The 26,691-nt window shown below is 61.2% G+C and carries 25 protein-coding genes; 15 read left to right on the plus strand and 10 right to left on the minus strand.

Annotation, left to right across the window (positions count from 1 at the left end):
* The first annotated feature begins 46 nt into the window (after window positions 1–46).
* The 3 genes from purF (at window position 47) to PRI8871_RS11510 (ending at window position 2,727) form a co-directional block, all read left to right on the plus strand.
* Window positions 47–1,501 carry an amidophosphoribosyltransferase gene (purF, locus tag PRI8871_RS11500; protein WP_108886365.1) on the plus strand — a complete coding sequence of 485 codons (1,455 nt, stop codon included), beginning with the start codon at window positions 47–49 and terminating at the stop codon, window positions 1,499–1,501.
* Window positions 1,502–1,503: 2 nt separating this feature from the next.
* Window positions 1,504–2,043, plus strand: coding sequence for an SMI1/KNR4 family protein (locus tag PRI8871_RS11505; RefSeq protein WP_219929019.1), 540 nt, complete (start codon window positions 1,504–1,506; stop codon window positions 2,041–2,043).
* Between the two features lie 120 nt (window positions 2,044–2,163).
* Window positions 2,164–2,727: a DUF2199 domain-containing protein gene (locus PRI8871_RS11510; protein WP_108886366.1), complete on the plus strand. Its 564-nt coding sequence runs from the start codon at window positions 2,164–2,166 to the stop codon at window positions 2,725–2,727.
* Here PRI8871_RS11510 and PRI8871_RS11515 read toward each other — a convergent pair.
* A complete protein-coding gene (locus PRI8871_RS11515) occupies window positions 2,724–3,791 on the minus strand; it encodes a glycosyltransferase family 61 protein (RefSeq protein ID WP_108886367.1) in 1,068 nt (355 codons plus the stop codon). The two genes, PRI8871_RS11510 and PRI8871_RS11515, sit on opposite strands and share 4 nt — an antisense overlap.
* Before the next feature lie 104 nt (window positions 3,792–3,895).
* On the opposite strand from PRI8871_RS11515, the gene PRI8871_RS11520 reads away from it, so the two are divergent.
* The 4 genes from PRI8871_RS11520 (at window position 3,896) to PRI8871_RS11535 (ending at window position 7,398) form a co-directional block, all read left to right on the plus strand.
* Window positions 3,896–4,549: an SDR family NAD(P)-dependent oxidoreductase gene (locus PRI8871_RS11520; RefSeq protein WP_108886368.1), complete on the plus strand. Its 654-nt coding sequence runs from the start codon at window positions 3,896–3,898 to the stop codon at window positions 4,547–4,549.
* A 166-nt stretch (window positions 4,550–4,715) separates the two neighbouring features.
* Window positions 4,716–5,504: a 5'/3'-nucleotidase SurE gene (surE, locus tag PRI8871_RS11525; RefSeq protein WP_108886369.1), complete on the plus strand. Its 789-nt coding sequence runs from the start codon at window positions 4,716–4,718 to the stop codon at window positions 5,502–5,504.
* The gene (locus PRI8871_RS11530; RefSeq protein WP_108886370.1) at window positions 5,501–6,145 is read left to right on the plus strand and encodes a protein-L-isoaspartate(D-aspartate) O-methyltransferase; all 645 of its coding nucleotides are present in this window, start codon (window positions 5,501–5,503) and stop codon (window positions 6,143–6,145) included. Before surE ends, PRI8871_RS11530 begins: the two co-directional genes overlap by 4 nt.
* A gap of 65 nt (window positions 6,146–6,210) precedes the next feature.
* Window positions 6,211–7,398, plus strand: coding sequence for a M23 family metallopeptidase (locus tag PRI8871_RS11535; protein WP_108886371.1), 1,188 nt, complete (start codon window positions 6,211–6,213; stop codon window positions 7,396–7,398).
* A 2-nt stretch (window positions 7,399–7,400) separates the two neighbouring features.
* Here the strand turns inward: PRI8871_RS11535 and PRI8871_RS11540 are convergent, their stop codons facing one another.
* The gene (locus PRI8871_RS11540) at window positions 7,401–8,060 is read right to left on the minus strand and encodes a helix-turn-helix transcriptional regulator (RefSeq protein WP_306418452.1); all 660 of its coding nucleotides are present in this window, start codon (window positions 8,058–8,060) and stop codon (window positions 7,401–7,403) included.
* Between the two features lie 169 nt (window positions 8,061–8,229).
* Here PRI8871_RS11540 and PRI8871_RS11545 point away from each other — a divergent pair, with 169 nt between their 5' ends.
* From PRI8871_RS11545 to PRI8871_RS11560, 4 genes are read left to right on the plus strand one after another with little or no spacing between them, the layout of a single operon-like run.
* Window positions 8,230–8,445: a twin-arginine translocase TatA/TatE family subunit gene (locus PRI8871_RS11545; RefSeq protein ID WP_108886373.1), complete on the plus strand. Its 216-nt coding sequence runs from the start codon at window positions 8,230–8,232 to the stop codon at window positions 8,443–8,445.
* A 6-nt stretch (window positions 8,446–8,451) separates the two neighbouring features.
* Window positions 8,452–8,913, plus strand: a complete 462-nt coding sequence (tatB, locus tag PRI8871_RS11550) for a Sec-independent protein translocase protein TatB (RefSeq protein WP_108886374.1) — start codon at window positions 8,452–8,454, stop codon at window positions 8,911–8,913.
* Entirely contained in the window at window positions 8,910–9,836 is a 927-nt protein-coding gene (gene tatC / locus PRI8871_RS11555) for a twin-arginine translocase subunit TatC (RefSeq protein ID WP_108886375.1), read from the plus strand. The genes tatB and tatC overlap by 4 nt, the downstream gene beginning before the upstream one ends.
* Window positions 9,833–10,669, plus strand: a complete 837-nt coding sequence (locus PRI8871_RS11560) for an ATP-binding protein (RefSeq protein ID WP_108886376.1) — start codon at window positions 9,833–9,835, stop codon at window positions 10,667–10,669. Before tatC ends, PRI8871_RS11560 begins: the two co-directional genes overlap by 4 nt.
* 132 nt (window positions 10,670–10,801) lie before the next feature.
* Here the strand turns inward: PRI8871_RS11560 and PRI8871_RS11565 are convergent, their stop codons facing one another.
* Window positions 10,802–11,860, minus strand: coding sequence for an ABC transporter ATP-binding protein (locus tag PRI8871_RS11565; protein WP_108886514.1), 1,059 nt, complete (start codon window positions 11,858–11,860; stop codon window positions 10,802–10,804).
* Between the two features lie 189 nt (window positions 11,861–12,049).
* Entirely contained in the window at window positions 12,050–12,829 is a 780-nt protein-coding gene (locus PRI8871_RS11570) for an SDR family oxidoreductase (protein ID WP_108886377.1), read from the minus strand.
* A gap of 118 nt (window positions 12,830–12,947) precedes the next feature.
* Between PRI8871_RS11570 and PRI8871_RS11575 the strand changes: the two genes are divergently transcribed.
* From PRI8871_RS11575 to PRI8871_RS11590, 4 genes are all read left to right on the plus strand, one after another.
* A complete protein-coding gene (locus PRI8871_RS11575) occupies window positions 12,948–13,964 on the plus strand; it encodes a Hint domain-containing protein (RefSeq protein WP_108886378.1) in 1,017 nt (338 codons plus the stop codon).
* Window positions 13,965–14,062: 98 nt separating this feature from the next.
* Entirely contained in the window at window positions 14,063–15,670 is a 1,608-nt protein-coding gene (locus PRI8871_RS11580) for a peptide chain release factor 3 (protein WP_108886379.1), read from the plus strand.
* A gap of 42 nt (window positions 15,671–15,712) precedes the next feature.
* Window positions 15,713–16,474 (plus strand): hypothetical protein, encoded by a 762-nt coding sequence (locus PRI8871_RS11585; protein ID WP_108886380.1) that lies wholly within the window; start codon window positions 15,713–15,715, stop codon window positions 16,472–16,474.
* A gap of 136 nt (window positions 16,475–16,610) precedes the next feature.
* Window positions 16,611–18,020, plus strand: a complete 1,410-nt coding sequence (locus PRI8871_RS11590; RefSeq protein ID WP_108886381.1) for a DEAD/DEAH box helicase — start codon at window positions 16,611–16,613, stop codon at window positions 18,018–18,020.
* A gap of 151 nt (window positions 18,021–18,171) precedes the next feature.
* Here the strand turns inward: PRI8871_RS11590 and PRI8871_RS11595 are convergent, their stop codons facing one another.
* The 6 genes from PRI8871_RS11595 to nuoL form a co-directional block, all read right to left on the minus strand.
* The gene (locus tag PRI8871_RS11595) at window positions 18,172–19,839 is read right to left on the minus strand and encodes a ribonuclease J (RefSeq protein WP_108886382.1); all 1,668 of its coding nucleotides are present in this window, start codon (window positions 19,837–19,839) and stop codon (window positions 18,172–18,174) included.
* Window positions 19,840–19,842: 3 nt separating this feature from the next.
* Window positions 19,843–20,616 carry a type III pantothenate kinase gene (locus PRI8871_RS11600; RefSeq protein ID WP_108886383.1) on the minus strand — a complete coding sequence of 258 codons (774 nt, stop codon included), beginning with the start codon at window positions 20,614–20,616 and terminating at the stop codon, window positions 19,843–19,845.
* A gap of 10 nt (window positions 20,617–20,626) precedes the next feature.
* Window positions 20,627–21,373, minus strand: coding sequence for a biotin--[acetyl-CoA-carboxylase] ligase (locus PRI8871_RS11605; protein WP_108886515.1), 747 nt, complete (start codon window positions 21,371–21,373; stop codon window positions 20,627–20,629).
* A gap of 120 nt (window positions 21,374–21,493) precedes the next feature.
* Window positions 21,494–22,936 carry an NADH-quinone oxidoreductase subunit NuoN gene (gene nuoN, locus PRI8871_RS11610; RefSeq protein ID WP_108886384.1) on the minus strand — a complete coding sequence of 481 codons (1,443 nt, stop codon included), beginning with the start codon at window positions 22,934–22,936 and terminating at the stop codon, window positions 21,494–21,496.
* A 13-nt stretch (window positions 22,937–22,949) separates the two neighbouring features.
* Complete coding sequence (locus PRI8871_RS11615; protein WP_108886385.1) at window positions 22,950–24,503, minus strand: NADH-quinone oxidoreductase subunit M; 1,554 nt, start codon at window positions 24,501–24,503, stop codon at window positions 22,950–22,952.
* Complete coding sequence (gene nuoL / locus PRI8871_RS11620) at window positions 24,503–26,686, minus strand: NADH-quinone oxidoreductase subunit L (RefSeq protein WP_108886386.1); 2,184 nt, start codon at window positions 26,684–26,686, stop codon at window positions 24,503–24,505. The genes PRI8871_RS11615 and nuoL overlap by 1 nt, the downstream gene beginning before the upstream one ends.
* Window positions 26,687–26,691: the final 5 nt, after the last annotated feature.

Raw genomic sequence — 26,691 nt, forward strand, 5'->3', positions numbered from 1 at the left:
GCCGCGAAACCTCCTCTCAGATTCGGAGTTGTCCTTGTCTCTCCAGATGCCCCCCTCCCATCCGTTTGACGATGACAAGCTGCGCGAAGAATGCGGCATTTTCGGTGTCGTCGGTGTCACCGACGCTGCCAACTTCGTAGCCCTCGGGCTGCATGCGTTGCAACATCGCGGCCAAGAAGCAGGCGGGATCGTGTCGCACGATCCGGTCGAAGGCTTTAATTCGGCCCGCCGATTTGGCTATGTTCGCGATAACTTCACCAGTCAGACGCTGATGAAAACCCTGCCCGGCCCGCTGGCCATCGGGCATGTGCGTTACTCGACCGCCGGATCCAAAGGCGCAGCCATCCGCGACGTTCAGCCCTTCTTTGGCGAGTTTTCCATGGGCGGCGCGGCCATCGCGCACAACGGCAACATCACCAATGCCGACGCCCTGCGCCGCGAACTGATTGAGCGCGGCTCGATCTTCCAAAGCTCATCCGACAGCGAGTGCATCATCCACCTGATGGCCCGTTCGCTTCAGCAGAACATCCCCGAACGCATGGAAGACGCGCTGCGCCGCGTTGAAGGCGCGTTCTCGGTAGTGGCCATGACCCGCACCAAGCTGATTGGTGTGCGTGACCCGCTGGGCGTGCGCCCGCTGGTTCTGGGCAAGGTCGGTGACGGCTGGTGCCTCAGCTCGGAAACCTGCGCGCTCGACATCATCGGCGCAGAGTATGTGCGCGAAATCGAACCGGGCGAAATGGTTGTCATCTCGGCGGCCAAAGGCGTTGAAAGCGTGCGCCCCTTCCGCCCGCGCCCGTCGAAGTTCTGCATCTTCGAACATGTCTATTTCTCGCGCCCCGATAGCATCATCGGTGGCCGCTCGGTCTATGAAACCCGCCGTCAGATCGGCGTGGAACTGGCCAAGGAAAGCCCGGTTGAGGCCGATCTGGTCTGCCCCGTCCCCGATAGCGGCACGCCCGCGGCCATCGGCTTTGCCGCCGAAAGCGGCATTCCCTTCGGTCTGGGCATCACCCGGAACCAATACATGGGCCGGACGTTCATCGAACCAACCGAGCAGATCCGCAACATGGGCGTGCGCCTGAAGCTGAACGTGAACCGCGCCTTGGTTCAGGGCAAACGCGTCATTCTGGTCGACGATTCCGTGGTGCGCGGCACCACTTCGCGCAAGATCAAGGAAATGATCCTTGATGCCGGTGCCGCCGAGGTCCATTTCCGCATCGCCAGCCCGCCCACCGCATGGCCCTGTTTCTACGGTGTGGACACGCCCCAGCGTGAAAAGCTGCTGGCCGCGACCATGTCCGAAGAGGAAATGCGGGAACATCTGGCCGTGGACAGCCTGAAGTTCATCTCGCTCGATGGTCTTTATCGCGCGGTTGGCGCGACGGAAGGCCGTAAGGCGGATTGCCCGCAATATTGCGACGCCTGTTTCTCGGGTGAATATCCTGTTGCCCCGACGGATATGATCGCCAAAGGCTTTCAGCTTAAAGCCGCTGAATAATCATGACAGATGCGGGGCTGATCGCGCAGCTTAGGTCGCGCCAGCCCCGCATTGATGCCTATGCCGCCATGGGCCTGCGCGTGCCTGCCCCCGCGCCGCCCGCCACGCCCGCCGCGCTTGACCACGCCGAGGCGTCCATCGGCCACCCCCTGCCCCCGCTTCTGCGCCAGATTTACGTGCAAATCGCCAACGGCGGTTTCGGGCCCGGCTATGGGTTGCTTGGGCTGACAGACGGCGCAACCGATGATCGGGGCAATACCGCAGACCAGCTCTACACCGCCTTCCGAACCGCGCCTGCGCCCAATGGCGCTTGGCCAGACGGGCTGGTGCCGCTGTGCCATTTCGGCGGCGGCATCTACCACTGCCTGCACCTGCCCACGACCCGCATGGCCTATTGGGATCCAACCCTGTGGGATGAGTCCGCCCCAATGACCACGGCGATTTTCGATCTGGGCCAAGTTTTCCGCGACTGGCTGACCGCTTGGGCCGAGGCCCGGTCAACCTGGGCAGACCCCGCCCCAACGCGGCCCTTCGCGCTGTGAAACCCACGTCGCAGGAAAGGGTGCATCCCCCTGCTTCTTCTCTTTCTTAAAAACGCAAAAACACCGCCCGCCCCAATCGCAACGCTTGACGAACCGGGCGCAACGGCCCACATCGCCCACATGAACCTTCTTGACCTCGACGCCCGCTGGCGGCGCTTTACCGATCCCGACTACCGTTGCCCCTGCTGCGGCATGGAAATGCCGGGGATCTATGATCTTGGCTATGACGCCCCTGATGACTGGACCCACGGGCCAATCCCCGAGGGGGCCGAGGATCTGAGCGTGGGCGCTGACCGCCTGTCCCCGGACCTGTGCAAGATCGGCGAAGACCGGTTCTTGCGGGCGGTGCTGCACCTGCCCATTCGCGGCAGTGATGAAACCTTGGCCATCGGCGCTTGGGCGGCAGTTCCGCCGGATCTGTTCTATGCCTATATCGACCACTGCGTTGACGGGGCGGCCTTTACCGGTGGCACCGCGCTACTGGCCAACCAGATCCCAACCTTGGCCGATGAGCCCGAGGCCGGCGATCTGACTGCCGGAACAGGGGCCGAACGCCCGCGCTTGACCGCACAAGACGGTGACTTGGCCGAGGCGCAGACAGACGGGCTGAGCTTTGATGCGCTGCTCGATCTCTACGCCGCTTGCGGCAATGACCTGCGCCCGCATTTGACCGGCACCGCCTAAAGCGCAGCGGACACCGCGCGTTCGACCGCCTCCAGATCACAGCGATAGGCCACGCGATACCGCCGCGCCAATTGCCGTGGCAATTGCATCAGGCGGGTGCGCAGCGGCACATCGCGCCCCTTTAGCGCGCCGCCCACATCAATCAGGTGATGGGTCAGCGACAGGTTATCCGTCATCAGGAAAATCCAGAATTCCCGGACGGTTGCAGGGCGGATTTCGATCACCGTGCCGCCCTTGGGCAGGAACACCGCATTGGCCAATGCCGCGCCGCTTGCCCCGATCAGCACCCGCGCCGACGACACGGCCTCGATCTGTTCGGCCACGGTCATCTTATGCGGCTTCAGAATGGTCACGCCCTGCGCCTTAAGACGCGCCTCAAGCGCAGGTTCGTTCACCATCACACGGCCCGTCATGCCGCGACGCGACAGATAGACCGCCCCCGCGCCCGGCGCAGCGCCGCGCGGCAACCGATCAACCAAGTCGCGCTGCATCTTGTCGGCCCGTTGCAAGTAGTGGCCGATGGCCGTGGTATAGACCAATTCCGCGACCCGCAGCACCGGCTCTGACACCTCAGTCGCGCGCACCCCAGCCGCGCCCATCAAGGCCCGCTGCCACCCGGTCAGGGGTGGCGCGATCAGCGGATAGTGCCGGGCGATACCTAGGGTCTCCAGCCACGCGGCCCCGGCCAAATCGTCCAGCAGGAAATGCCCATAGTTGCGCCGACCGCCGCCCCCGGCAAAGACCGAGGCCCGGCCCATCGGCACCGCGCGGCCAAGCTGCGAGCGCGCCTTTTCCGCCGCAGCCGCACCGCCCCGCACCACCTCTAGCGGTGATGCCAGCGCCCGGCCTTCGGCATCAAGGATCAGACCGGAGCGCGGGAAATAATAGGCATCGCGCAATAGAACGACCGCCACGTCACCAATACGGATTCCGTTCTTTTCGCCGCGCGGCTCAATCATCTGCCAGCCTTGCCCCTGCACCGCTCCGCCAGCGGCAAGGCGCTGCGCCAGATCGGAAATTTCGGGGCCAACGGCCTGTTCTTCTAAGGTCTGTGAATGCGTCATCGGAAACGATCGGTGGAAAACTATCCGAAGGTGTAACGCCGCACCCCACCCGCAGCAAGCCCCAGCCCCCTGACCTTGCAGCGCCCAGCGGTCACAGAGTGCGCATGAACAAGCCAGTTGCCCTTATCACCGGCGCATCGCGTGGCCTTGGCTTTGCCATGGCTGAGACGCTGTCAGACGCCTATCACATCGTTGCTGTCGCCCGCACCGTGGGCGGGCTGGAAGATCTTGATGACCGGATCAAGGCGCGTGGCAACGAAGCCACCCTTGCCCCGATGGACGTGGCCCTGCCAGAGGCGATGGCCCAGCTTTGCCGCTCGATCCATGATCGCTGGGGCGGCGCGGCGCTTTGGGTGCACACGGCGGCGCATTCCGCGCCCCTGACGCCCGCGCATCACATCGACGCCAAGGACTGGGGCAAATCCGTTGCCACCAATGTCACCGCCATGGGCCATCTGGTGCCCTATATTGCGGCACTTTTGGGCGAAAAAGGCCGCGCCGTGTTCTTTGATGACCCGCAGGCAGGCCAGAAATTCTATGGCAGTTACGGGGCGACCAAAGCCGCGCAGATCGCGCTCACCCGTAGCTGGCAGGCCGAGACCGCAACCTTTGGCCCGAAGGTCGATATCGTGCAACCTGCCCCGATGGGCACCGCGCTGCGCGCCCGGTTCCATCCCGGCCAAGACAAAGACGCCCTTGCCACCCCGCGTGATGAGGCCGACCGGATCATCGCCGACCTGGGCCTGATGGCCGAGTGATCAAGCCCCTGGCCCATCGCGGCCAGGTCGTGCACTTCCAGACATTTCCAAACCCTGCGTCGGGGGCCTTAGGGCCATGGCTTGCGCATTTGATGAAAGTAAAAAGGGGCGGCGCTTGCCCCCTTGGCGGGCTTCCCCTATTGAAAGCAAAAAGGGAGCGGTGCGCATGCGTATTTTGATCACCAATGACGACGGCATCAATGCACCTGGGCTGGCCATCTGTGAGGCAATTGCCGCCGAACTGGCCGGACCGGACGGAGAGGTCTGGGTCGTTGCCCCGGCCTTTGAACAGTCGGGCGTTGGCCATTGCATCAGCTACACCCATCCGATGATGGTCTCGCAGATGGGGCCGCGCCGCTTTGCCGCCGAAGGCAGCCCCGCCGATTGCGTTCTGGTCGGTCTGCATGATGTGATGAAAGACACGCCCCCCGATTTGGTTCTGTCGGGCGTGAACCGGGGCAACAACTCGGCTGAAAATGCGCTCTATTCCGGCACCTTGGGCGGCGCGATGGAGGCATCGTTGCAAGGCCTGCCCGCCGTGGCGCTGTCGCAATACCTTGGCCCGGCAACCCATGGGCTGGATCAGCCGTTTGAGGCGGCTTTAGCCTATGGCGTGCAAGCCGTGCGTGCGGTCTTGGATGCGGGCGATCTGACGGGCGATGGCGCCTATCAGATGTTCTACAACATCAACTTCCCGCCTGTACCCGCCGCCGATGTCAAAGGCCTGCGCGCCGCATCGCAGGGCAAACGCGATGGCACCCGTTTTTCGGCAGAACCGCACCTGTCGCCCTCGGGGCGTCGGTTCATGTGGATCCGTGGCGGCGATCAACGCGCCAAATCCGCCCCCGGCACCGATGCGCAGATCAATCTGGATGGCTATGTCAGCATCACACCAATGCGGGCCGATCTGACCGATCACGCCGCATTATCGGCCCTGTCCGAGGCATTGGGATGAGCGCAAGCCCCGAACAGCAGATGCAGTTCCTCTATGCGTTGCGCTCAAAAGGCGTGACTGACAAGACCGTGCTATCCGCGATGGAGCGGATTGACCGCGGCTTGTTCATCAAGGGCTATTTCGCCGAACGCGCCTATGAAGACATGCCCCTGCCCATCGCTTGCGGGCAAACGATCAGCCAGCCGTCGGTGGTTGGGATCATGACGCAGGCGCTGAAGCTGTCGGGCCGTGACAAGGTTCTAGAGGTCGGCACCGGGTCTGGCTATCAGGCGGCGATCCTTAGCCTGTTGGCCCGCCGGGTCTATACCGTGGACCGCCATCAGCGACTGGTCCGCGAAGCACGAGAGATTTTTGAACATCTGGCCCTGCCCAATATCACCGCGATGACCTCGGACGGGTGCTTTGGCCTTGAGGACCAAGCGCCCTTTGATCGCATCATGGTGACCGCCGCCGCCGAAGACCCGCCCAGCCCGCTCTTGGCCCAATTGAAGATTGGCGGTATCATGGTGCTTCCGGTGGGGCAGAGCGACACCGTCCAAAGCCTGATCCGCGTGACCCGGCTTGAAACGGGCTTTGATTACGAAGAATTGCGCCCCGTGCGATTTGTACCGCTGGTGGAAGGTCTTGGAAAAGACACCTGACACCGGCATGTGTGTTGACGATCAGACCCGGCGCTAAGTTGGGCGAATTTGAGGATGAGAGCGAGATGAGCAAAGCAATGATGCGCCCATGCGTTGCCGTGCTTGCGCTACTGGCCCTTGGGGCCTGTGACGGCGGCTTTGATTTCGACCTGCGGGACCGGATCGGTGACAATTTCAGCACCGCCCATGCCGCGAAGACGGCTGTTGCGCCGCGCCCGGACCCCGATGACCGTGGGATCATTTCCTACCCCAACTATCAGGTCGCCGTGGCCAAGCGGGGCGATACCGTGACCACCATGGCAGAACGTGTTGGCCTGCCAGCTGGCGAATTGGCCGATTACAACGGCATCGCGCCCGATGTGCAGTTGCGCCGGGGCGAAGTCATCGCCCTGCCCCGCCGCGTGGCCGAACCTTCGCCGGACACCGGCGCGGTTGGCACTGGCCCGATCCTGCCGCCTGAGATCAACGTGACAGAACTGGCCACGACCGCAATTGAAAGCTCGGCCCCAACGCCGCCGGTTCAGGTGTCACAGCCCAAAGCCCAAACCGGCGTAGAACCGATCCGCCACAAGGTCGTGCGCGGCGAAACCGCCTATACGATTTCGCGGCTTTATAATGTTTCGGTCAAATCGCTGGCCGAATGGAACGGGCTGGACCGCGACTTTACCATCCGCGAAGGTCAGTTCCTGCTGATCCCCGTGGTGATGGAAGCCCCGGTGGCCGAGGTTGCCCAAGCGCCCGAACCTGAGCCAGCGCCGGGTCAAGGCTCGCCCACGCCGACGCCGCCCAGCTCAAAGCAGGCGCTGCCGACCGAAACGCCGGAACCTGCCGCCAAGGCCGCCGCCACCAAAGCGCCCGTCGCGCAGGATCTGGGCAAACAGCAGACCGCCGCGTCCAAGTCCAACGCCCGGATGCAAATGCCTGTCGATGGCCGGATCATCCGCGAATATGTCAAAGGCACCACGGACGGGATCGACATCACCAATAGCGCAGGCACCCCGATCAAAGCCGCCGATAGCGGGATTGTCGCCTCGATCACGAAGTATGATGACAACGTGCCAATCGTGATCATCAAACACACCGACAACCTGATGAGCGTCTATATCAACGCTGGCAATGTCGCGGTGAAAGAAGGCGATAGCGTCAGCCGTGGCCAGAAGATCGGCGCGCTGCTGCCCGGATCGCCGCCCTATCTGCATTTCGAAGTGCGGCGCGGGTTCGACAGCGTAGACCCGATGGAATTCTTGCAATAAGCCTAACTTGCCCGGTAATCCGACAGGGATTTGCCGGGCTCGTCCACGAATAGCCCCGGCAGAACGGTCATTTCCGCGATCTGGTCCAACCGGATCTCGGCAAAACCGGCCTGTGTCTCGCTCCAGACAATCGCCCGCCAAACGCGGCCCCAGTAATCCACCTGCAAAGGCCGGATCACCTCGGCACCGCCGGTCTGCAACCGCAGACGCAGCTTTTGCCGGGCCTTGATCGCCGCCTTGAGACCCGGCATGTGCCGCACGCCGCGCGCCGCCCCGTCAAAGGGATAGGCGGCAAAGCCAAACCCCTCGCCCGCGCTATCGCTGTCTTCGGGCAAAACCTGTTCGATCTTGGCCGACAGGCTGGCGGCGGCATCAGCCAACCCCTCCATCCCGGACTCGCCCAAGATCGCCAAGGACAGATGCAGCGCCTCAAGCTCGTCCTCGGTCAGATGCAGCGCGGGCAGCGTGATCAGCGCCTGCGCCTGATAGCCCGTTCCACGCGCGCCCTGCACCGGCACGCCCGAGGCAACCAGCACCTCCATATCGCGGTAGATTGTGCGCAGGGAAACGCCTGTCGCCAAGGCCAGATCGTCGGCCTTGTGCACCTGCCCGTCGCGCAGGATCGTCATCAGTTCCGACAACCGGTCTGTTTTGCGCATCATTCCTCCTGACATTAAGTTGTCAGTAGTGAAGTTTTTGCCACCTCTACCCCCGATTTGCCAGCACAAACCGCCCCTGCCCGCGCTTTCGCCCGTCCGGCGAACCCCATAGGGTCAGGAAAACACCAAGGCGCGGCCCGACATTGGCCGCCCAGATTCGAGGAGACCACTCATGCTCAACAACATCGGCCTTCCCGGCCTTCTTCTGATCGCAGTCGTCGTTCTGGTCCTGTTTGGCCGCGGCAAGATTTCCGGCCTGATGGGCGAAGTAGGCAAAGGCATCACCGCGTTCAAAAAGGGCGTAGATGACGGCAAGAAAGAACTGGAAGACACTGCTGCGGACGACGCCAAAGACGTCACCCCCGCAGAAGAGAAAGACAAGGCGTAACACCAGATGTTCGACCTGGGCTGGAGCGAATTGCTCATCATCGGCGTTGTATCGCTGATTGTCGTTGGCCCGAAGGACCTGCCGGTGCTGTTTCGCAACGTGGGCCGGTTCGTCGGCAAGGCCAAAGGCATGGCGCGTGAATTCAGCCGCGCCATGAACGATGCCGCCAACGACGCCGGTGTCAACGACATGGCCAAGACCTTTAAAACCGCCACCAACCCACTTGGGTCGGCCATGGACGGGGTAAAGGACGCGGCCAAGTCTATGACGTCGCTGGACATCAAAGACGATCCAGAGGCCGCCAAAAAAGCCGCCGAGCGCGAAGAGCAACGCAAGAAAATCGAAGCCAACACCGCACGCATGGCGGCCGAGCGCAAAAAGCGCGAAGCCGAAGAAGCGCTGCGCAAGGCCGAGGAAATGGAATCCGCCCTAAAGGCGGACAAGTCCGGTGACGGGGATACCGCATGAGCAAGACAGACGAGATTGACGATTCCAGCGCCCCGCTGATCGAGCATCTGGCCGAATTGCGCACCCGGCTAATCTGGTCAGTTGTCGCCTTTCTGGTCGGCATGATTATGGTCTTTGCGGTCGGCGGTCCCGTGCTCGACTTCCTTCTGTTGCCAATCGAGAAAACCATGCGGGATCTGGGCAACCCGAACCCGGTGATGCAGTACACCGCACCGCAGGAATATTTCTTTACCCTGATCCGGATTTCGGTCGTGGGTGGTTTGGCCCTGTCCTTTCCCGTCATCGCCTATCAAATGTGGCGGTTCGTGGCGCCGGGGCTATATAAAACCGAAAAGAACGCGTTCCTGCCCTTCCTTGTGGCTTCGCCTGTGCTGTTCCTTCTGGGCGCGGCCTTTGCCCATTTCGTGGTTGTGCCCTTGGCCATGACCTTCTTTTTGGGCTTTGCGGATCTGCCATCGCTGGTGTCCGCCTATTTCAGCGGCGGCAAAGAAGCCGTCTCCGAAAGCGGGATCGACATTGTCTTCAACGGCAAGGTCAACGAAACCCTTGATATCACGCTAAAAATGATCGTCGCCTTTGGCCTGTGCTTTCAGTTGCCGGTGCTTTTGACGCTCATGGGAAAGGCCGGTCTGGCATCCTCGCGCGGCCTGCGGTCCACCCGTAAATATGCCGTTGTCGGTATCCTGACGGTCGCGGCCTTGGTCACGCCCCCGGATGTGACCACGCAGATCATCCTCTTTGTCGTGGTCTATGGCCTCTATGAGATTTCGATCTTCCTGGTCGCTGCCGTCGAAAAGAAGAAAGACGAAGAAGCCCGCGCCGAAGGCGTTATCGGAGACGACGAAAGCCTGTTTGACGATCCCGAAGAATTCGACGATCCCTTGATGAAGGAATTCGACGAAGACGAAAAGGACCCCAAGTGAGCAAGCACTTGAAACGCATCGCCGAGGCGCTTGAGCGCCTCGCGCCCGCCCCTCTGGCCGCGCCCGATTTCGGCGCGGCCAACGCATTTGTCTGGCACACCGAACCGGACCGGCTGGAAGCCGTCACCAAGGTCAGCCGGATCGACATCAGCCTGCTGGTCGGCATCAACCGGTCGCGCGACACGCTGCTTGAAAACACGCTGCAATTCGCCAAGGGCCTGCCCGCCAACAACGCCCTTCTGTGGGGCGCACGGGGCATGGGCAAATCATCGGTCGTCAAAGCGGTGCATGCCGAGGTGCTGCGCCAAGGGCACGGTCTGAAAATTGTCGAACTTCAGCGCGAAGACCTGCCATCGGTCACCCGCCTGATGAACCACCTGCGCGGCTCTGGCCACCGCTTCGTGCTGTTTTGCGATGACCTCAGCTTTAGCCACGACGACCAGCATTACAAATCGCTGAAGGCCGTTCTGGACGGCGGCATCGAAGGCCGCCCGGACAACGTAATCTTCTACGCCACCTCGAACCGTCGCCATCTGATGCCGCGCGACATGATCGAGAACGAACGTTCCTCCTCGATCAACCCGTCCGAGGCGACCGAGGAAAAGGTATCCCTCTCGGATCGTTTCGGCCTTTGGCTGGGCTTCCACCCCTGTAGCCAAGACGAATACCTTGCCATGATCCGGGGCTATTGCACCGAATATGGCGTCGATGTTTCAGACGAAGAATTGCGCGCCGGGGCCATCGAATGGCAAGCCACGCGCGGCGCACGCTCTGGCCGGGTTGCCTGGCAATTCTTTACCGATCTCGCCGGGAAAAAAGGCGTCGCCCTATAACAGCAGCGTCCTTTTTGCGTATTTAAGAAAGAGAAGAAGCAGGGGACGCACCCTATCCTTCTTCTCTTTCAGAAATACCGCCGGGGGTGAATTGGGCCGCAGGCCCAAAAGGGGGCAGCGCCCCCTCAGCTTTTACGCCGGAAACACAAAGCACTTGTCCCGCCGCACCGTCAGCCACAGCGGCGTGCCGGGTTTCGGCAAAAACACATTCGGCACGGTCGCTTTCAGGATTTCGCCGTCATAATCCATCCGAAAATCAATCAGGCTTTCCGACCCCAAAAACCGCGCCCGTTCCACCACGCCTCGCGCAGGCGCACCGGCAATCGCAGTCGGGTTCGGCCCGCGCCCATCGCGGTCAAAGTCGATGCTCACATGCTGCGGACGAAAAACGATCTCCACCGCTTTGCCATCAGGCACACCCGGCGCCAGGAACTGGCCAAAGGGCGTCGAGGTCAGCGCCCCGCGCACTGTGCCGCGCAAAACGTTGATGTCACTGAAAAATGCAACCGCCGCCTTGTCCACCGGCGCATTGTAAATGTTATATGGCGCGCCGCGCTGCACGATCTTGCCCTTGCGCATCAAGGCGATCTCATCGGCCATACGCATCGCTTCTTCGGGCTCATGGGTGACCAACAGAACCGACGCGCCTTCTTCCTTCAGAAGCGCCAAAGTGTCATCGCGGATCCCGTCGCGCAGCCGGTTGTCCAGCCCCGAAAACGGCTCATCCATCAGCATCACACGCGGCTGCGGTGCCAAAGCCCGCGCCAAAGCAACCCGCTGTTGTTCGCCCCCCGACAGCTGGTGCGGGAACTCATCAACATAGTGCAGCAACCCAACCCGGTCGAGCATCTCTTCCACACGCCGCCGCCGGTCCGCCTTGGCCCCTTTCAGGCCAAAGCCAACATTGTCCCCAACGCTCAGATGCGGAAACAGCGCAAAATCCTGAAACATCAACCCGATCGACCGCCGCTCAGGCGGGATGCGAAACACCGTGTCACAGATCAACCGCCCATCCATTTGGATCGTGCCGGTATCCTGCATATCGACGCCTGCAATCATCCGCAGCGTCGTGGACTTGCCACAGCCCGACGGCCCAAGCAAACATGTCACATGGCCCGGCTCGATCGTCAGCGACACATCATCGACAACCCGCTTTCCAGCGAAAGTTTTGACAAGATTGCGGATTTCCAGACGCGGATCAGCTTTCGTCACCAGGGCCTCATTCGGTTAACCCGATGAATTTCATCGGAATAAGGCATGGCTATCAGACGCCCCCCCCTGCCGCAAGACCACCCCCTATTTTCTGACTGGAAATATCCCGGGGGGTCTGGGGGGCAGCGCCCCCCAGTCGGTCGGATCGCGTCAGCGATCCGAAACCGATCAGATCGTGGCGTTGATGCCACCGCCATCCAGCAGAATGTTCTGACCGACAATATAACCGGCATGTTGCGAACACAGGAACGCGCAGGTCTGCCCGAACTCTTCCGCCGTGCCATAGCGCCCCGACGGGATGGTTGCCGTGCGCTCTTTGCGGATCTCTTCCACAGGCCGCCCGGATTTCTGATGCAGGTTCGCCTCAAAGCTGCGGATGCGGTCGGTCTCATGTGCGCCCGGCAACAGGTTGTTGATCGTCACGCCCTGCCCGGCCACCTGACGCGCGGTGCCCGCGACATAGCCCGTCAGGCCGGTGCGCGCCGCGTTCGACAGTCCCAGCTGCGGGATCGGCGCTTTGACCGATTGCGAGGTGATGTTGACCACCCGGCCCCAGCCGCGCTCCATCATGCCGGGCACTTGCGCCTTCATCAGCGCAATCGGCGTCAGCATATTGGCATCCAGCGCGGCGATGAAATCCTCGCGGTTCCAGTCGGTCCACATACCCGGCGGCGGGCCGCCTGCGTTGGTGACCAGAATATCCACCTGCCCCGCGACCTCCAGCACCTGCGCACGGCCTGCCTCAGATACGATATCGGCGGCGACCGCCTCAACCGACACACCGAACCGGTCGCGGATCTCGGTCGCGGTGGCCTCCAGCGCCTCGGCCCCGCGGGCGTTGAGCACAAGATCAACACCAGCTTCGGCCAAGGCCAGCGCGCATCCCCGTCCAAGCCCCTTGCTAGAGGCGCATACCAAGGCGCGTTTTCCCCGAATTCCCAAATCCATATGTCATCTCCTGATGGTAGAATTGTCGACAAAACGTCGACGGTCTGGCCTGTTGCTGACATATTCCCAGACTATGCTGGCGGATACAACTCGGCCACCGCCCAGACGAAGAAGGCCCATGATACCAAACGCGCCCCCTGATTGCTTGCAACGCCTGACTGTCTACAAGTCGGGCCATTTGCGCGTGATCAATGGGGCCAATCTGGGCGATGCCATGTGCTTTGCCGATGAGCTGATCCTGGATGACATCTATCGCCTGACCGCGCTGGCCGTGCCGCTACGGTTGGCCCTGTCCACCGACCACCTTCCGCCCTATCGCATTGGCCGAAAAACGGAAACCGGGCAGCCGGGGGCCGATGTCTTTCTTGATGCAGCGCTGACCTTTATGGCGGGCGACGGGTCTACCACCGAATGCCTGCTGTTGGTTGAGGTTGATCCCGACGGCAACGCGGTTGAAGTCTATACCATGCCGCTGGCGCCGCTGAACCCGGATCTGGACTATGCGCTTGTCGGCATTGACCGCGATGCGGCCCTGCCCAAATTCGCGCAATCGGCCTGCGTGTCCTTTACCAAGGGCACGATGATCACCATGTCCACCGGCGCACAAACCCCGGTTGAGGCGCTGAAGATCGGCGATCGGGTGCTGACCCGCGACAATGGCCCGCAAGAAATCCGCTGGATTGGCCAATTGACCACCCGCGCCACCGGGGCTTTTGCGCCCATCGTCATCAAGGCCGGCGCTTTGCACAATCTGGGCGATCTGGTCGTCAGCCCCGACCACCGTCTGTTCATCTATCAACGCTCAGACCAACTGGGGGCTGGGCGGAACGAATTGCTGGTGCGTGCCCGTCATCTGGTGAATGACGACACGGTTTATGTCCGCGAAGGCGGCTATATCGACTATTACCAGATGCTGTTTGACCACCATCAGATCATTTTCGCCGAAGGCATCGCCGCCGAATCCATGTTGGTCGATCAACGCACCAGCGGTGCATTGCCCGAGGACATGGCGCTGCGCCTGACCGATCTGCTGCCGCAACACGGCGAAAGCGCGGCGCAGGATCTTGAAGTGCAGGAAACCCTGCTGAAACGGCCCGACGCGGCCGATCTGCTGCGCCGAAGCACCTGTTCCTGATCCCGTCACGCAATTAGCCGCCAATTTCGCAGCGTAGCGCGGCGCATAGGCGGTTTTGTCCTTGATCGAGGCATGGCCCCTCTCCTATACGCGCGAACATGTTGGACACCGCTTCAAACCGCCCCGTATTGCCCCCTGAAATCGCCCGCCGCCGGACGTTTGCGATCATTTCGCACCCCGACGCCGGTAAGACGACTCTGACGGAAAAGTTCCTGCTCTATGGGGGCGCGATCCAGATGGCGGGTCAGGTGCGGGCCAAGGGCGAAGCCCGCCGCACGCGGTCGGACTTTATGAAGATGGAACAGGACCGGGGCATTTCGGTGTCCGCCTCGGCCATGTCCTTCGATTTCGACAAATACCGCTTTAACCTTGTCGACACGCCCGGCCACTCGGACTTTTCCGAAGACACCTATCGCACGCTGACGGCGGTGGACGCGGCTGTGATGGTGATCGACGGCGCGAAAGGCGTGGAAAGCCAGACGCAGAAGCTGTTTGAGGTGTGCCGCCTGCGCGACCTGCCGATCCTGACCTTCTGTAACAAGATGGACCGCGAAAGCCGCGACACCTTCGATATCATCGACGAGATTCAGGAAAACCTTGCGATTGACGTCACCCCGGCCAGCTGGCCGATTGGCGTCGGGCGCGATTTCCTTGGCTGCTATGACCTGCTGAACGACCGACTGGAGTTGATGGACCGCGCCGACCGCAACAAGGTCGCCGAAAGCGTCAACATCGAAGGCCTGGACGATCCGCTGCTGGAAAAGCACATCCCCGCCGATCTGCTGGCGCAACTGCGCGAAGAAGTCGAGATGGCGCGCGAATTGCTGCCCACGCTGGTCCCGCAATCAGTGCTCGAAGGCCACATGACCCCGATCTGGTTTGGATCGGCCATCAACTCTTTCGGGGTGAAGGAATTGATGAAGGGCATCGGCAAATACGGCCCTGAACCGCAGGTTCAACGCGCCGAGCCGCGCGAAATTTCGCCAGAAGAAGCAAAGGTTTCCGGCTTTGTGTTCAAGGTGCAGGCCAACATGGACCCCAAGCACCGCGACCGCGTTGCCTTTGTCCGCATGGCATCGGGCCATTTCCATCGCGGCATGAAGCTGACCCATGTGCGCACGAAAAAGCCGATGGCGATATCGAACCCCGTTCTGTTCCTTGCCGCCGACCGCGAACTGGCCGAAGAGGCTTGGGCCGGTGACATCATCGGTATTCCCAACCACGGGCAATTGCGCATCGGTGATACACTGACCGAAGGCGAAGCGCTGCGCGTCACAGGCATTCCGTCCTTCGCGCCGGAACTTCTGCAAAACGTGCGCGCGGGCGATCCGATGAAAGCCAAGCACCTGGAAAAAGCGCTGATGCAATTCGCCGAAGAAGGCGCAGCCAAGGTGTTCAAACCAATGATCGGCGCGGGCTTTATCGTTGGCGTGGTCGGCGCACTTCAGTTCGAAGTTCTGGGCAGCCGGATTGAGTTGGAATACGGCCTGCCCGTTCGCTTTGAACAGTCGCAATTCACCTCGGCCCGTTGGGTGCATGGCACCAAGGACGCGGTCGAGAAATTCGCCCAAGCCAACAAGCAGCACATTTCCTACGACAATGACGGCGATGTGGTCTTTATGACCCGTCTGCAATGGGACATTGACCGCGTCGTGCGCGATTATCCCGAAATTAAGCTGTCGGCGACCAAGGAAATGATGGTCTGACGAATCTTCGCTAAATTGATCCGCCGGTGCTAGAGTTTTTGCATGACTGATGAAACCTATCCCGGCGGGCTCAACACCCTGATCTCTCGGTGGGAACGCCGACGTGTACGGCTGAAATTCGACGATGCCTCGGCGCTACCGCCTCTGGATGTGGATTTCACCCCGATCAAGACCCAGTTGATCCCCAACCCGCCAGAGCCGCCCGCAGAGCCGTCGACAATGGCCGCGCGCAAACGCTATGAACAGGCGCAGGAACTGGCCGGCAAATCGGAACTGACCCTGCTCAATGCCGAACTGATCGCCCATTCGCGCAAACGCCGCTATCCGCCGCACGCCCCCGCCCTGTTCCGCCGCCTCTGGGCCGAAGAAGGCCCCTTCCTGATGCAGGAACTCGACACGCGCTGGCTCATCTCATCGGTCATCACCTTCGCCGATTTCGGCGAGACCGAGCCAGACCGCCGCATCGGCCAGTCGCTGAACATTCTGTTTTCCTACATGAAGCTGGCCGAGTTTGAGCGTCAGTATTCCGGCACCTCGTCCACCGACCCCTTCCCGCCCGGCAAACGCATCAAAGAAGACCTGCCCATGGGCATGCCACCCTTTGCCCTGATGCGCGGCGATCTGGAGGCGAATTTTCTGGCCCCCCTATGGCTCGATGCCGAAGCCGCGCCTGGCGCTGGCCCGCTGGCTTTGCACTTGCTGGACCAGTTGAACCGCGATTCGGGCAGCCTCTTTCGGCGTTTGAAATTGATGCGTGATGCCCGCGAAGCGCAGAAAGCAGCACGTCAACGCAATAGCGAATAGGCAAAAATCGCAAAAACTTGACCTTTAACCGGAATTGGGCTAGGCAAAGCGCGCTTTTCAAGGGGAAAAGCTGATGCCGGGGCGCCCGGACTATGCGCTCCAAAAACCGCGGTATATTCCGCCAAACAGGACGCATATGACAAAATTTTCCGATCTCGCCCTTAATCCCAAGGTTCTGAAAGCTATCGAGGAAGCAGGGTACGAGACGCCAACCCCCATTCAAGCCGGCGCGATTCCCGCTGCGCTGGACGGCAAGGACGTTCTGGGAATCGCCCAGACCGGCACTGGCAAAACCGCCAGCTTTACTCTGCCGATGATCACCGCGCTGGCCCGTGGCCGCGCCCGTGCCCGGATGCCGCGCAGCCTCGTGCTCTGCCCGACGCGCGAACTGGCGGCGCAGGTTGCCGAAAACTTCGACACCTATGCCAAATACGTGAAACTGACCAAAGCGCTGCTGATCGGCGGCGTCAGTTTCAAGGAACAAGAACTGCTGATCGACAAGGGCGTGGATGTTCTGATCGCCACCCCCGGCCGCCTGCTGGACCATTTCGAACGTGGCAAGCTGATCCTGTCTGACGTGAAAGTCATGGTCGTGGACGAAGCCGACCGCATGCTGGATATGGGCTTTATCCCCGATATCGAACGCATCTTTAACCTGACCCCTTTCACCCGTCAGACGCTGTTCTTCTCGGCCACCATGGCCCCCGAGATTGAGCGGATCACCAACACCTTCCTGTCGGCCCCCGCCCGCATCGAGGTGGCCCGTCAGGCCACCGCATCGGAAACCATTGAACAATCCGTGGTGATGTTCAAAGCCTCGCGCCGCGACCGTGAAGGCAGCGAAAAGCGCCGGATCCTGCGCGATCTGCTGGATGCCGAAGGGGATGCCTGCACCAACGCGATCATTTTCTGCAACCGCAAGACGGACGTGGACATCACTGCGAAATCGCTCAAGAAATACGGCTATGACGCCGCACCAATCCATGGCGATCTGGACCAGTCGCAGCGCACGCGCACGCTGGAATCCTTCCGCGAAGGCAAATTGCGCATCCTGGTCGCCTCAGACGTGGCCGCTCGCGGCCTCGACGTGCCTTCCGTCAGCCATGTGTTCAACTTCGACGTCCCCGGCCACCCCGAGGATTACGTCCACCGCATTGGCCGCACGGGCCGCGCAGGCCGATCTGGCAAAGCTGTGACCATCTGCAGCCCGCGCGACGAAAAGGCCTTTGACGCGGTCGAAAAGCTGATCCAGCGCGAAATCAACCGGATTGAAACCAAATCCAGTGCCCCTGCCGCAGCAGAGCCTGAGGCAAAGCCGGAAAAATCCGACAACACCGACAAAAAGCCCAGCCGCACGCGCCGCGCCCGCAACGAGAAAGTCGCGGCCCCCAAGCCCGAACCAAAACAGAGCGACGCGCCCAAGTCCGATCAACGTCGCAACAACAACCGTCGCGGCGGACGGGACGACAACAACAAAGTCGTCGGTCTGGGCGACCACCTGCCCAGCTTCATCGCCCTCAGCTTTGAAGAACGCCGCGCAGGCTAAACGCACAAACCCCAAAGCAAAGGCACGCCTCCCAGCGTGCCTTTTTTCATGTCCAAAACAACAAAAGCAGCGCACCGCGCTGCCCCACCCTTTCATCTTTCCATAAATCCTCCGGGGAGCGCGAGGGGCAGCGCCCCTCGCACCTCAGCCCCTAAGACAAACGGCTGACAATTACCGACACTTCGGGCTTTTTCCCGATCTCCGCCTGACAAGTCTGCCGCACAACCCGGCGCATCTCGTCCTCCATGCGGTCATCATCGGTCAGCGTTTTTTCCTTCGCACGTCCCAGGAACTGGCCCAGATCCGCCTCCAGGATATCCACCAATGGCGTGTTGTTGCGGCCCATTTCCGACAGGCCCATCACCTCGCACCACGGATCGCCCAGCGGCTCATCTTCTTCGTCCATGATCACCGTAACGATGACATGACCGTTCAGCGCCATGCGGATACGGTCGCGGACAATCCCGTCCAACGCACCGATCTGAACCGACCCATCCAAATAGGTCCGCCCGGTTTCAACATATTCGGCCACTTTAGGCTCATTGCCCGACAGATCGACCATCATCCCGTTCACCGCCAAAACAGCCGCGCGGCCATTGGCCTGGGCAAGGCGGGTGTGTTCGCGCAGATGCCGATGCTCACCATGCATCGGCACCACGATCTGCGGATCGACGATCTGTTGCAACCGTTCCAAATCGGGGCGGTTGGCATGGCCCGACACGTGATACCGGCCCGAGCTGTCATCCACCACATCCACGCCCTGTTCGGACAATTGGTTGATGATGCGGATCACGCCGCGCTCATTGCCCGGAATGGTCTTGGACGAGAACAGGAACAAATCGCCTTCGGCCAAAGTGATCCCATGGAACTTGCCCCGCGCCAATTGCGCCGAGGCCGCGCGGCGTTCACCCTGGCTGCCCGTCACCAGAAGCAGCACGTTTTCACGCGGCATCTGCACCACATCTTCCGGCCCAATCACCGTTGGGAAATCCTTCAGAACCCCGGTCTGGATCGCCGCTTCGATCATCCGGCGCATCGCACGTCCCAGCAGGCACACAGACCGCCCGGCCCGCGCGCCCGCCTCGGCCAGTGTCTTCACCCGCGCCACGTTCGAGGCAAAAGTTGTCGCCACTACCATGCCCGAGGCATTGCTGATGAGCGTCTCAATCTCGGGGCCAACGGTGGCCTCAGACCGGCCCTCATGAGGTGAGAAGACGTTGGTTGAATCGCAGACCAGTGCCTTCACGCCCGGGCGGGCCACCTCGGCCCAAAGCGCCGGGTCAAATGGTTCCCCGACAATAGGGGTTTCATCCAGCTTGAAGTCGCCCGAGTGCACGACCCGCCCCGCAGGGCTGTCGATCACCAATCCCGAACTTTCGGGGATCGAGTGCGAAATCGGCACAAAGCCCACCTTGAACGGCCCCGCCGTCACGGTTTCCGGCCAAATCGAACAGGTCTGAACCGCCTGTTCGGAAAAGCCATGCTCTTCCAGCTTGCCGCGGGCGATATTGGCGGTGAAAGGCCGTGCATAAACCTTTGCCCCCAACCGCTCAAACAGATGTCCTACTGCGCCGACGTGGTCTTCGTGGGCATGGGTGATAAACACCGCCTCGATCCGGTCCCGCCGCTCTTCCAGCCAGGCCACATCGGGGAAAATCAGATCGACACCCGGACTGCCATCCATATCCGGAAAGGTCACGCCCAAATCGACCACGATCAGACGCTCTTTGTCTGGTGCGCCGTAGCCGTAGACGTAACAATTCATGCCGATTTCACCGGCCCCACCGAGAGGCAGGTAAATCAGTCTTTCACTGCTCATGGGTCATCCCCCGTTCTTGTTATAGCGATGAATCACGGTCAGCCCGTGCATCGTCAGATCTTCTTCGAAGACGTCAAACAAAGTTTCCGTCTGTTGAAATAGCGGGGCCAGCCCGCCGGTCGAGACAATTTTCATTGGCCGGTCTCGTTCGGCCCGAATACGCGCGCAAATTTCGCGGACAAGGCCCACATAGCCCCAAAAAATACCGGATTGCATACAGGCCACGGTATTGGTGCCCACAACGTTCTGCGGTTTGGAAATATCGACATGCGGAAGCGCGGCGGCGGCTTCGTGCAGCGCCTGAAGCGACAGGTTCACCCCCGGCGCGATCACCCCGCCAACATAGGCGCCATCGTGGTCCACAACGTCAAAGGTGGTCGCGGTGCCAAAATCCACGACGATCAAATCACCGCCGTGCCGGTCAAAGCCCGCCACGGTGTTGACCAATCGGTCCGGGCCAACGGCCGTGCCCGCATCGACACGCACATCCACCGGCAGGGCGCATTCCGGCTTGCCCACGACCAAGGGACGCGTGTTGAAGTAGCGATCCGCCAAAACCCGCAGGTTAAAGACCACGCGCGGCACAGTCGACGACACGATCACATCGGTGATTGTCGCCTCGATTTTTTGGAACGCCATGAGGGTCGACAGCCAAACATAGTACTGATCGGCGGTGCGCTGGTGTTCGGTCGCGGTCCGCCAGGTCGCGATAAAGGACGTCCCGTCCCAGATCGAGAAAACGGTGTTGGTGTTGCCGCAGTCAATCGCCAATAGCATCGGGCGCCCCTCAGAAGAAAACATCGGCGGCGGCAATGGCCACGCGCCCACCTGCGGTCTTTAGGACAAGATTGCCCTGCCCGTCCACCGTTTCAAACCTGCCGCGCGTCTCGGATGTGCCTGTCCGCGCGGTAATCTCTTCGCCCAGCCGCGCCGCGCGGGCCAGCCAGGCCTCTCGGATCGGGGCAAAGCGGTAGGTGGCGAACCGCGCTTCATGGGTGGCAAAGGCCTCGGCAAGCGCATCAAGGAAGTCCTCAGGCGTCACGGCGATGCCGGTCTCATCCAGCAAAGACACAGGCCGCACGGCCCCGGTCTCCACCTCAGCCACCGACGGCGCAGCCCGCAGGTTCACACCGATCCCGATGGCCAGATGCGACAGCCCGCCCGCGCCGCCGACGCTTTCCAACAAAATGCCCGCGACCTTGCCACCGTTCAGCAGCACATCATTCGGCCATTTCAGCGATAGCCCATCCGTCCGGCCCGTCAGCGCCACAAACGCATCAAACAGCGCCAGAGACGCAACAAAGGACCGCAGCGCCGCATCTGCCGGCGTGCCGCTTGGGCGCATCACCAAGGTTGCAGCGAAATTGCCCTCAGGGTTGACCCAAGCCCGCCCACGCCGCCCCCGCGCCGCAGTCTGGCGCAGCGCGCAGATCCACTCAGGCCCGGCAAGACCACCCGCAATGCGCACGGCTTCGGCATTTGTGCTGTCCACTTCGGCCAGCACCCGCCGCCCATATCCTTCAGGCCATGCCATCGCGCGCGTCCCCTGCTTCTTCTCTTTCATAAATACGCAAAATCCGCGCCGAAAGCGCGGCCTAAAAATGCAAAGCGGCGCGCCCTTGGGCGCGCCACCTCTAGATCAACAAAGCTCAGGTCAATTGACCAGAGCCGCCGCCGCTTCGGCTGCGATGCTTTCGATGCCGAACAGGTTCACAACACCGACAACCATGATCAGCGCCGAGCCCATCAGAAAACCCCAGAGGATCGGCGACTTGCCACCATCCAGCGCTTCATCGGTCTCATCGCCGAAGTACATGTAGTAGACAATGCGGATGTAGTAGAAGGCACCGATCACCGACGCAATCACACCGGCAATCGCCAGCCATGCCAAACCGGCCTCATAGGCGGCACGCAGCACGTACAGCTTGCCAAAGAAGCCAACCATCGGCGGAACGCCCGCAAGGCTGAACATCAGCACCAGAACAGCCAGCGCCTTGGTCGGTTCCGATTTGTAATAACCATTCAGCGCGCGGATATCAGTCACCGGCTGGCCGTCACGCTCCATCGACAGAATGAAAGCGAAAGTGCCAACGTTCATCGTGACGTAGATGGCCATGTAGATCAGCAGCGCCTGCACACCGAACTGCGTCCCGGCGGCCAGCCCCATCAGGGCATAGCCCATATGCGCGATCGACGAAAAGGCCATCAGACGTTTGATGTTGGTCTGGCCAATGGCGGCAACCGCACCAAGGAACATCGACAGCACCGACAGAAGCGCGATGACCTGGCTCCAATCCGCGGTGGCATGACCAAAGGCATCATGCATCACGCGGGCGAACAGGCCCATTGCGGCAACCTTCGGCGCGGTGGCGAAGAAGGCGGTGATCGGGGTGGGCGAGCCTTCGTAGACGTCGGGCGTCCACATGTGGAACGGAACCGCCGAGACCTTGAACGCCATGCCCGAGGCCAGGAACACCAGACCCAGCAGAAGACCAAGCGAAACGTGTCCGTCATGCGCGGCTTCGATAATGCCCGAGAACAGGGTGGTGCCGGTGTAGCCATAGGTCAGCGATGCACCATAGAGCAGCAGGCCCGAGGAGAGCGCGCCCAGCACAAAGTACTTCAGGCCAGCTTCGGTCGATTTGGCACTGTCGCGGCGCAGCGAAGCAACCACGTAGAGCGCCAGAGATTGCAGCTCAAGGCCCATATAGAGCGCCATCAGGTCACCCGCAGACACCATAACCATCATGCCAACGACGCTCAGAACCACCAGAACGGGGTATTCAAAGCGCAGCAGGCCACGACGCTGCATGTATTCCTGGCTCATGATCAGGACGGCAGCGGCCGAAATCAGGATCACAACCTTGGCAAAGCGGGAAAACCCGTCATCGACGAACATGCCGCCGAAGGCCGTGTTGGTACCCGCGCCCGATGCCCCGATCCACAGACCGAGAGCGACGAACAGCGCAGCGGTTACCCAGACCAGCAGGCCCGCGAGTTTGTCTTTGCCCGTATAGACAATCCCCACCAGGGCCAGCATCGCGAACAGCGACAGAAGGATTTCCGGCAGGATGATATTGAGGTCAGCCGAGATCATTATCCCTCACCCCTTAATGGTTGGTTTCGGCAACCTGGACGTCGTCGGTGCGACCCGCGGCATCCAGAGCCATGTCATATTGCGAAACGAGAGCCTCGACCGAGGGGCCGATGCGATCGAGGATCGGCGCCGGGTAGACCCCCATCCAGATGGTCATGACCACCAGCGGCGCAAAGATCGCCTTTTCGCGGATGCTCATGTCTTTGATCGTCTTCAGGCTTTCTTTGATCAGATCGCCCATCACCACGCGGCGATAGAGCCACAGCGCATAGGCCGCCGAGAAGATCACACCCGTGGTTGCAATGGCTGCGACCCAAGTGTTGACCTGGAAGATCCCCATCAGCGTCAGGAATTCGCCGATAAAGCCCGAAGTGCCCGGCAGGCCGACGTTGGCCATGGTGAACAGCATGAAGATCAGCGCATAGGCCGGCATCCGGTTTACCAGACCGCCATAGGCGTCAATCTCACGCGTGTGCATGCGGTCGTAGATCACGCCAACGCAAAGGAACAGCGCGCCCGAGATGAAGCCGTGGCTGATCATCTGGAAGATTGCACCGTCGATGCCCTGTTGATTGGCCGCAAAGATGCCCATGGTCACATAGCCCATGTGCGCAACCGATGAATAAGCGATCAGCTTTTTCATGTCTTCCTGCACCAACGCTACAAGCGAGGTGTAAACGATGGCGATGGCCGACATCCAGAACACCAGCGGTGCCATGACATCTGCGCCAACTGGGAACATCGGCAGGCTGAAGCGCAAGAAGCCGTAGCCGCCCATCTTCAGCAGGATCGCCGCCAGAACCACAGAGCCTGCGGTCGGGGCCTGAACGTGCGCGTCCGGCAACCAGGTGTGCACCGGCCACATCGGCATTTTCACCGCGAAGCTGGCGAAGAAGGCCAGGAACAGCAGCGTCTGCATACCGCCCACGATGTGGATGCCCAGAACCGAGAAATCCTCAGACCCGAAGGAATGCGTCAGCAGCGTCGGGATATCGGTCGTGCCCGCATCGGCGAACATGGCCACCATCGCCACCAGCATCAGCACCGAGCCGAGGAAGGTGTAGAGGAAGAACTTGAACGACGCATAGATGCGGTTGGCCCCGCCCCAGATGCCGATGATCAGGAACATCGGGATCAGGCCAGCTTCGAAGAACAGGTAGAACAGCACCAGATCCAGCGCCATGAACACGCCAAGCATCAGCGTTTCCAGTAGCAGGAAGGCGATCATGTATTCCTTGACGCGCTTGCTGACATCCCAGCTGGCCGCGATGACCAGCGGCATAACGAAGGTGGTCAGCATCACGAACAGAACCGAAATCCCGTCGACGCCCATCTTATACTGCATACCCAGCAGCCATTCGCCCGTTTCGACCATCTGGAAGCCGGGGTTCGACGCGTCGAACTGGGCCAGGATCAGAAGCGAGATAATGAACGTGCCCGACGTGGCCAGAAGCGCCAGCCACTTGGCGTTGCGGTCCGCGGCCTCGCCTCCCCCGCGCAGGAACAGCGCGAGGATCAGAGCGGCAAGGGCCGGCAGGAAGGTGACAATGGAAAGGAGGTTATCCATTAGTGCGCTCCTCCGCTGAGCGTCATCCAGGTGATAAGCACCGCGATGCCGATCACCATGGCAAAGGCGTAGGTGAAGATGTAACCGGACTGGAAGCGACCTGCGAGGCGGGTGAAGAAGGGCACGATGCCCATAGCGACGCCGTTGATCGACCCGTCGATCACGTCACCATCCCCGCGTTTCCATAGGAAGCGGCCCAGTGCTTTGGAGGGTTGAACAAAGATGAAATCGTAGATTTCGTCGAAATACCACTTGTTCAGCAGGAACAGGTACAGCGGGCGCTGGCTCTCGGCCAGGCGCTTCGGCAGTTCCGGGTTCACGATGTAGAACCAGAAGGCAACGGCGAAACCGATGATCATGGCGATGAAGGGCGAAACCTTGACCCAAGTCGGGGCGTGGTGCGCGTCATCCATCACGTGATTGTCGTCGGCGATAAAGATCGCGCCCTGCGGGGCTTCACCGTGGTGAACAGCGGCGACAACGGCGTGGGCCGGATCGGCCTCAGCAGCGGCATGCGCCTCTTCCGAGCCGTGATGCTCTTCGACCGTAGCGGCGTGGTCATCAGCGGCGGCATGAGTGTCGGTGGCATGCGTGTCAGCAGCGGCATGACCATCGGCCGGAGCCTCACCATGTTCGCCCGCCTCGGCGTGTGCCGGAATGCCGAAGAACTTGTTCACCGAGTTATGATCGCCAAAGAAGCTATTGTACCAGACCATCCCCGAGAACACCGCGCCCAGGGCCAGCACGCCAAGCGGCACCAGCATGACCATCGGGCTTTCATGCGCGTGCTCATGCGTGTGCTTGTCGCCGCGCGGCTTGCCGTAGAAGGTCAGGAACATCAGGCGCCAGCTGTAGAACGAGGTGAACAGCGCAGCGATCACCAGCATCCAGAAGGCATAGCCCCCCTGCGTGCCAGCCCATGCGCTTTCGATCACGGCGTCTTTCGACAGGAAGCCAGCGAAACCGATGTGGGTCAGCGGGATACCAACGCCGGTGATGGCCAGCGTGCCAATCATCATTGCCCAGAAGGTATAGGGCAGCTTCTTACGCAGACCACCGTAGTTCCGCATGTCCTGTTCGTGGTGCATGCCGTGGATCACGGACCCCGCGCCAAGGAACAGCATCGCTTTGAAGAAGGCGTGCGTGAACAGGTGGAACATTGCGACCGAATAGACGCCCACACCAGCGGCAACGAACATATAGCCCAGCTGCGAACAGGTCGAATAGGCGATCACGCGCTTGATGTCGTTCTGAACAAGGCCAACCGTTGCCGCGAAGAACGCGGTGGTTGCCCCCAGAATGGTGATGAAGGCGGTGGCCTGCGGGGCATATTCCATCAGCGGCGACATGCGGCAAACAAGGAAGACACCAGCGGTCACCATGGTTGCGGCGTGGATCAGCGCCGACACAGGCGTCGGGCCTTCCATCGCGTCGGGCAGCCATGTGTGCAGGATCAGCTGCGCCGATTTACCCATGGCCCCCACGAACAGCAGGAAGGCCAGCAGGTTGGCGGCGTTCCATTCGCCCCAAAGGAAGCTCAGTTGCGTATCGGCCAGCGCGGGCGCGGCGGCGAAAACGTCGTTAAATTGAATGCTGTCGGTCAGGTAGAACAGGCCAAAGATGCCCAGTGCGAAACCAAAGTCACCCACACGGTTGACGATGAAGGCTTTCATAGCGGCGGCGTTCGCGCTCGGCTTACGGTAGTAGAAACCGATCAGCAGGTACGAGGCCACACCCACGCCTTCCCAGCCAAAGAACATCTGGACGAGGTTGTCCGAGGTCACCAGCATGAGCATCGCGAAGGTAAAGAACGACAGGTAGGCAAAGAAGCGCGCTTTGTAGCTTTCTTCGCCATGCTTGAAGTTGTCGTCGTGGGCCATATATCCAAAGGAATACAGGTGCACCAGCGCCGACACCGTGGTCACAACGATCAGCATGATCGCGGTCAGACGGTCAAGGCGGATGCCCCACGAGGTCGACAGCGACCCGCTTTCGATCCAGCGGAAAATCTCGATGTGTTGCGTCGTGCCGTCGAAGGTCAGGAAGGTGATCCACGAGAAGGCACAAGCGAGGAACAGCAGGCCAGTGGTGATCCACTGGGCGCCGCGGATGCTGACTAGGCGCCAGCCAAACCCCGCAATGATCGCACCGACAAGCGGCGCAAAGAGGATGATGCTTTCCATCGCGG

It is taken from the genome of Pseudoprimorskyibacter insulae (genome assembly GCF_900302505.1).
GTDB classification, from domain to species: Bacteria; Pseudomonadota; Alphaproteobacteria; order Rhodobacterales; family Rhodobacteraceae; genus Pseudoprimorskyibacter; species Pseudoprimorskyibacter insulae.